The sequence below is a fragment of the Endozoicomonas sp. SESOKO2 genome (assembly GCF_024606245.1).
Taxonomy (GTDB): domain Bacteria; phylum Pseudomonadota; class Gammaproteobacteria; order Pseudomonadales; family Endozoicomonadaceae; genus Endozoicomonas_A.
Genome location: NZ_JAHHPQ010000679.1, coordinates 1 through 5,734 on the forward strand (window position 1 = coordinate 1; position 5,734 = coordinate 5,734).

The 5,734-nt window shown below is 47.0% G+C and carries 6 protein-coding genes; 4 read left to right on the forward strand and 2 right to left on the reverse strand.

The annotated features are described in order from the left end of the window. Both KDK17_RS16715 and KDK17_RS16720 read right to left on the reverse strand, forming a co-directional pair. The coding region (locus KDK17_RS16715; RefSeq protein ID WP_257288589.1) for a hypothetical protein at nucleotides 1-236 on the reverse strand (236 nt) is incomplete at its 3' end. Nucleotides 237-792: 556 nt separating this feature from the next. Continuing rightward, complete coding sequence (locus KDK17_RS16720) at nucleotides 793-1,812, reverse strand: acyltransferase (RefSeq protein ID WP_257288590.1); 1,020 nt, start codon at nucleotides 1,810-1,812, stop codon at nucleotides 793-795. A gap of 274 nt (nucleotides 1,813-2,086) precedes the next feature. Here KDK17_RS16720 and KDK17_RS16725 point away from each other — a divergent pair, with 274 nt between their 5' ends. The 4 genes from KDK17_RS16725 to KDK17_RS16740 all read left to right on the forward strand — a co-directional run. Beyond that, nucleotides 2,087-2,692, forward strand: a complete 606-nt coding sequence (locus tag KDK17_RS16725; protein WP_257288591.1) for an HNH endonuclease — start codon at nucleotides 2,087-2,089, stop codon at nucleotides 2,690-2,692. A 55-nt stretch (nucleotides 2,693-2,747) separates the two neighbouring features. Then, nucleotides 2,748-4,178 (forward strand): YcjX family protein, encoded by a 1,431-nt coding sequence (locus KDK17_RS16730; RefSeq protein ID WP_257280150.1) that lies wholly within the window; start codon nucleotides 2,748-2,750, stop codon nucleotides 4,176-4,178. After that, entirely contained in the window at nucleotides 4,175-5,167 is a 993-nt protein-coding gene (locus KDK17_RS16735) for a TIGR01620 family protein (RefSeq protein ID WP_257276057.1), read from the forward strand. Before KDK17_RS16730 ends, KDK17_RS16735 begins: the two co-directional genes overlap by 4 nt. Nucleotides 5,168-5,372: 205 nt before the next feature. Continuing rightward, on the forward strand, nucleotides 5,373-5,734 hold a 362-nt coding region (locus KDK17_RS16740; protein WP_257288592.1), incomplete at its 3' end, for a hypothetical protein.

The following is a 5,734-nucleotide window of genomic DNA, read 5'->3' on the forward strand; positions in this document are numbered from 1 at the left end:
GTTGCACTCTCTAGAAAGTGGTTTTTCCAAACTGGGAAAGTTGGTATTTCTTTTTTCTTGAAGGCATCAAGTAGTAATTTTTCAACACTGTTTCTTTCAATAGGAAGTATTATCGGAAAAGACTTGCTTGTGTAAGCCGGAATTAAAGCTCCCTGACGGCAGAGAGTCAAGGGTTGAGAAGCTGTCGCATGTGAAGCAGTCATGAATAACCAGATAAAAATAATTGCTGACTTCATAATCGGAAAAGTTATCTTTATTAATCTGTTTAAATGCCAAGATCCTGAATAGTTTTATTCGGCGACTCCAAGTACACTCTATAGCAAGCGTTTTAGTCGATAAGTCTGAATATTCCAATTATTCAATTAAAAAATATCAACACGAAAGCTGATAAGTGTGTATAGAGTATCTTTGATACTATGCATGATCTTGTGTAGTTGTCTGGCTTGAAGATTAATTGCCATCGAATAAGCTAGTTACATATTGGGAAATAATCAAATGTGCTGGCGAAATAATCACAATTGCTCAGCCCTTATGACCAAAACATGAAGGTCCATTGGACTGAAAAAAACTCAAGGGCTTCAGAATAAAGCACTTTTGCATTAATGACCGTTGTTTATTAAAAGCCCATGCCTAACAGCCTTAAAAGCAGGAAAAAAACTGCAGTCGTATAATCAAACAGCTATTTTTATTCAAAAGACAATAAGAAAGGCTGTTGCAAAAGTCCTGAGCTTCGCTGGTACTGCTTTAAAAAGTGACTCAGCTTTGCCCGCTACTTTTGCAACACCTTCCGGATCAGGGAACGATCCAGTGGGTTAGACGACTTCGACCGAGTAGCCAGACCACTGCAGTGCTGGCCAGCATGGTCACAACAGTCCAGAAGGGAATCATGATAATAGCACTCGCAGGGTAGAGGTCGTAGGCTCTGACGGGCCAGAGCAGAAGAGGGTGTACCAGGTATATGCCCAGACTGTAACGGCTGAGAATTGAAATAATGCTTTTGCTTCTCCCCTGAAATTTATCGCAGTAGTGTTTGGCCAGGCAGAAAACCATGGTTGCCACGAGAACGGTATTAATGGTTTTATAAGAGTTGAATCGACCAGAACTGTACGTTCCTTTCTCGTTGCTAAGCCAGAACACTCCGCCTAAAGTGAGTATCAGTCCAAGAATACCGCCAAAAATAATCAATGATTGATACCTACGGGTATCATACTTCGCAAGGCAATATCCCCAGATTAAATAACCACCGTACAGGAGTGTATTGATATGCCAGAAAGTTTCGATCCTGATCAGGTAACTTAATGTCAGCCATAACCAGACCCCTGCCATAAATTTAAGCAGGTCATCGGGCATGGCCTGCACAGCAGGCTTCAGAAAAGGGATGACAAGATAAAGGGGAATAAAATAGTAATAGAAACCAAGGTGGTACCAGGTACTTTCATAGGGAAGTTCTTTCAGGGTATTAATAGCCCTGGTCCACTCGTAATCAAAAGTGGGTGTGAGTCCTGCCAGAAAGGAATAAAACACGGCCCAGAAAAGAAAGGGCACCAGAACTTTCATCACCCGTCGTCTCAGGAAGTAATTCAGGTCAAAAGGGCGCTTGTCCGATAAAAACAGCATGCCGGTGATCATGATAAAAATGGGTACGCACCAGCGGGAAAAACTGTTAAAAGTGACTGCCGTGAGCCAATCTGACATGGGGATTTGTCCGTAAAGCTCGCGATAGGGTCCCAGCACGTGGATCATAATCACAGCTATTGCGGCCACAACACGCAATAGGTCCAGATAAAACACAGGTTCTCTTTTTGATGACATTGGCCTGATTCTTTTTGCTAGGTAGCTGTCTATTATGATATTTGATCAATCGCTTTTCAGGAGGGAAATTACTTATATTACTCTCCTGTTCTTCTGTCACAAGAGAGCTAAACTTCCCCCTGAAAAAGAGGACTATCTGATTTCGGCACAGCACGCCTGTGGTTGCATCTCTGGAATGGGCGCGGCTTTTGTCGGGAGTGGGGCATTGGCAAGGGCATTTCATTTCGATAAGTTAATAAAAGAGGGTCATGGATGAGAAAGCGGGAGCTGAATTATGTATATTCTGCGACTGAATGCTGCCGGACAACCGGTGGAGTGGCTGACCTGGCAGGAGACAGTGTGTCTCTATTCAAGAGACCTGATCCGCTGGAGTCTTGGCGATATCATATATCGGGTAAGAGGCGGCTATAACCGATGGCTTGGTACCCAGACGGTCATTGAATTACCCAGCATCATTGCCTGTGGCGGTAAACGACACTTTCCTGCCCGTACCAACCCTGCCTTGACTAACTCTTCTCTATTCGAACGTGATAATCACCAGTGCATGTATTGTGGCAAGTTCCTGCCACGCCGGTTTTTGACCCGCGACCATATCCTGCCGACTTCAAGGGGTGGGCAAGACGACTGGATGAATGTAGTCGCGGCCTGCAAGCGATGCAATCAATTCAAAAGCGATCGTTTGCTGGAAGAGCTGAATATGGCGCTGGTGGCGTTACCCTATCGACCGAATGCGGCTGAATATCTGGCTTTGGTGAACAGCCACCGTATTTTGCCGGAGCAGGCAGATTATCTTAGCAGTCAGTTTTCTGAAAACTGCCGCTGGAGCCTTGATCCGGGTCGTCAGGACATAGAGCCTGCCCTGCTGATTGACGACTCTTGAAAATAGCCCAAGTTGACAGCACTATCAGGGGAATACAGAAAAATAGAAGATTGATGTGCGAAAGCAATACCTCAAACAGAGATTGAAAAGAACCGGCGACAGGGCGAAAAGCCTGGCCAGTTCAGCGTCAGTTGCGGTGGCTGCAAGTGTTGACCGTCTGCTTGATAAAAGAGTTTGTCTGGGGATTACCGGCTTTAGTGGCAGTGGCAAGACGACCCTGATCACCAGCCTTATCCATCAGCTTCGCTATTACCCCGATGCTGCTCTGACCGCATTGCCACCCGCCTTGCAGAATCGTCTACTAGGTGTAGAAATATCGCCACTGAAAGATCTGACCTTGTTTCCCTATCTGGAGAGCGCCACTGCGTTGGACAGGGAAGCCTGGCCCAGCGCCACACGACAGGCGTCGGGATGTTTGCTGGAAATAAAATACCGCGCCCGCAGTCATCTTATTCCGGGAACAAAACCGGGTATTAGTCGTCTTTATTTGGAAATACATGACTACCCCGGGGAATGGTTACTGGATCTTCCGCTATTGGAAATGAGTTATCAAGACTGGTGTCAGCAAAGCCGAAAACTGGCAGCAGCCATGCCAGAAGATCCTTTTTTGGTTCAGCTGAAATCGCTGAATATTCTGGAGCCTCTGCACGAGTGGAGACTGAACTCACTCTGGCAGCAACAACTGGATTTTTTGAAACGTTGCCAGCAACAGGGGCTGACGATGATTCAGCCCGGACGGTTACTGCATCTGGCTCCTGATAGCCCTGAAAGTCAATTTCCATTTATTCCTCTGCCACAACTGGTGGAGCTGAGTGAAGAGGAAAAATCGGCTGCTCCCGGCGATGCGCTCTATCAAATCTGCGAAACGAATTACCAGCATTATCTGAAACGCTGGGTAAAGCCTTTCTACAAAAATACTTTTCAACGCATTGACCGCCAGCTGGTTCTTATTGATGTGCTGAAAAGCCTGAATCAGGGTCAGGAAGCCATGGACAACCTGAGGATGTCACTGACCCAGGTTCTGCAAAACTTTGAATACGGCACTAACAATATTATTCGCCGACTGATTCAGCCCCGGATTGACCGGATTGTCTTCGCTGCCAGTAAGATCGATCAGGTTTTGCCTGATCAGCATGAGCAGGTGCGATCTCTGACAGCTTCTCTGGTCAGAGAGTCACAGCGACAGGCAAGGTTCAGGGAAGTCGATATCCGCTGCGAAGCCATTGCCTCTGTCCGCTCTACAACCTATGCCGAACACCACGGTCAGAGAGTCCTTAAAGGCAATACAGAAGAGGGGCCCGGCCTTCTTCTGCATCCTCCCTTGCCAGAGCAGTATCCTGACGATGATTACTGGCAGAACTGCCAGCAGTGGCATCTGCGCAAGCTGTTACCTCCAGCCGGACTAAAACTGAACAACGGAAGCCGTTTACCGCACATCCGTCTGGACAGCGTTCTGAATGATCTGCTGGGAGATAAATTTCAATGAAACCCACCCAAGAAAAAGACGAATTCTTTATTCCCCTGGATCAAAATGTTCAACTGGAAACTCCGAAATCCCTGAGCAATGATCCGAATCTGCCACTACTAAGTGATCCCACGCTATCACTTAAGCCATTGCGTTTTCTGGGCCGTGCTGCAAAAGGCATTCTTGCCCTGATGGCTATTTTGGCCACCTGGCAGACCGTAGAATTCCTTTATTTCCTCAGCCAAACCCACTGGTCATTGGCCGCAGTATTTGGTTTGCTGGTTGCTGGCCTTATCGGTCTTTTAGGAAAAGCAGCGTGGGAATACTTTGGCTATCAGAAAGACTTCAGAGGCGTCGAACAATTACAAGCAAACGCCAAGGGCATTCTTAAAGCCCGCTCCTGCGGACAAGCCAAACACTGGTTGGCAAAATTAAGTGCACTTTATCGGAACAAGCCACATCAACTTTTACTGGAAAAAGCCCTCAGCACTCTGCCTGATTATGCGGATGATGCTGAAACCCTTCAGCACCTGGACCAGCAGCTGTTCCGAAGTCTGGATGAACAGGCCATCGCCAGAATTTCCCGGCACAGCCAGCAAGCGGCCATTCTGGTCGCCATCAGTCCACTGGCACTGCTGGATATGATGTTGTCAGGCTGGCGTTGCCTGAAGATGCTGGATGAAATCTGCCAGATTTATGGTCTCCGTCCTTCCCTGTCCGCAAGAATGAGATTGTTAAAGATGGCGCTAACCCAAATGGCTCTGGCTGGCAGTACAGACCTGATGACTGACCAGCTGGCAGATCTGGCTTCCAGTAAACTGATCAGCACGATCAGCACTCAGGCCGCCACGGGGGCAGGTATCGGTTTCTATACGGCACGAATCGGTATTCAGGCGATGGAACTCTGTCGTCCTGTGCCTTTTGCAGAAGGTCAGCGGCCGGGAATGGGGAAAATGGTGAAAGAGATCATCAACTTAATCCGGGCACGGTTTCGCAGAGATAGCGACTAGCCGTCTATTGATATTGTTCCGTGTAGCACCGACCCGGCCAGCGGCCTTCTTTTTTTAAGTGGCTTGAGTTTTTTGCTCAAATCACTATTTTGCGATCTCTCTTTTTTTGGAACTTTTGGTCAACTTATGGGTCAATATCTATATGTATTCCAGGGAGGGCTCACCCTCATTTTAATTAGGGACAATTAAAGACAGGATAAAAACGATGGATCAATTACCTCAACCCTCATATGATCATGGACCAAATCCCTCTACATTCAGTGCTAAAGGCAATGCTGAAGCGAATCGCGGCAATGTTTCTGGCAGAACCGTCAGCGGTGAGTCACTGGGAGTCAATTTCGCTGATTTCACATCAGATCCCGTAACAGAACAAAAACAGATCGGCATCTCTTCAAGAGCAGTGGTTTTAAATGTAGATACCCCTGAAGTGGCTAAACGCAAACTGGACGTCACCCATGTTCATCAAAATTCTAAAGTAACCTCAAGGTTTGAAACCTTTTCTGCTGTGAACACTGCTATCTTGACCGACAAGCAAGCCGAGCTGATTCAAAAACTCGTTAAGAAGGG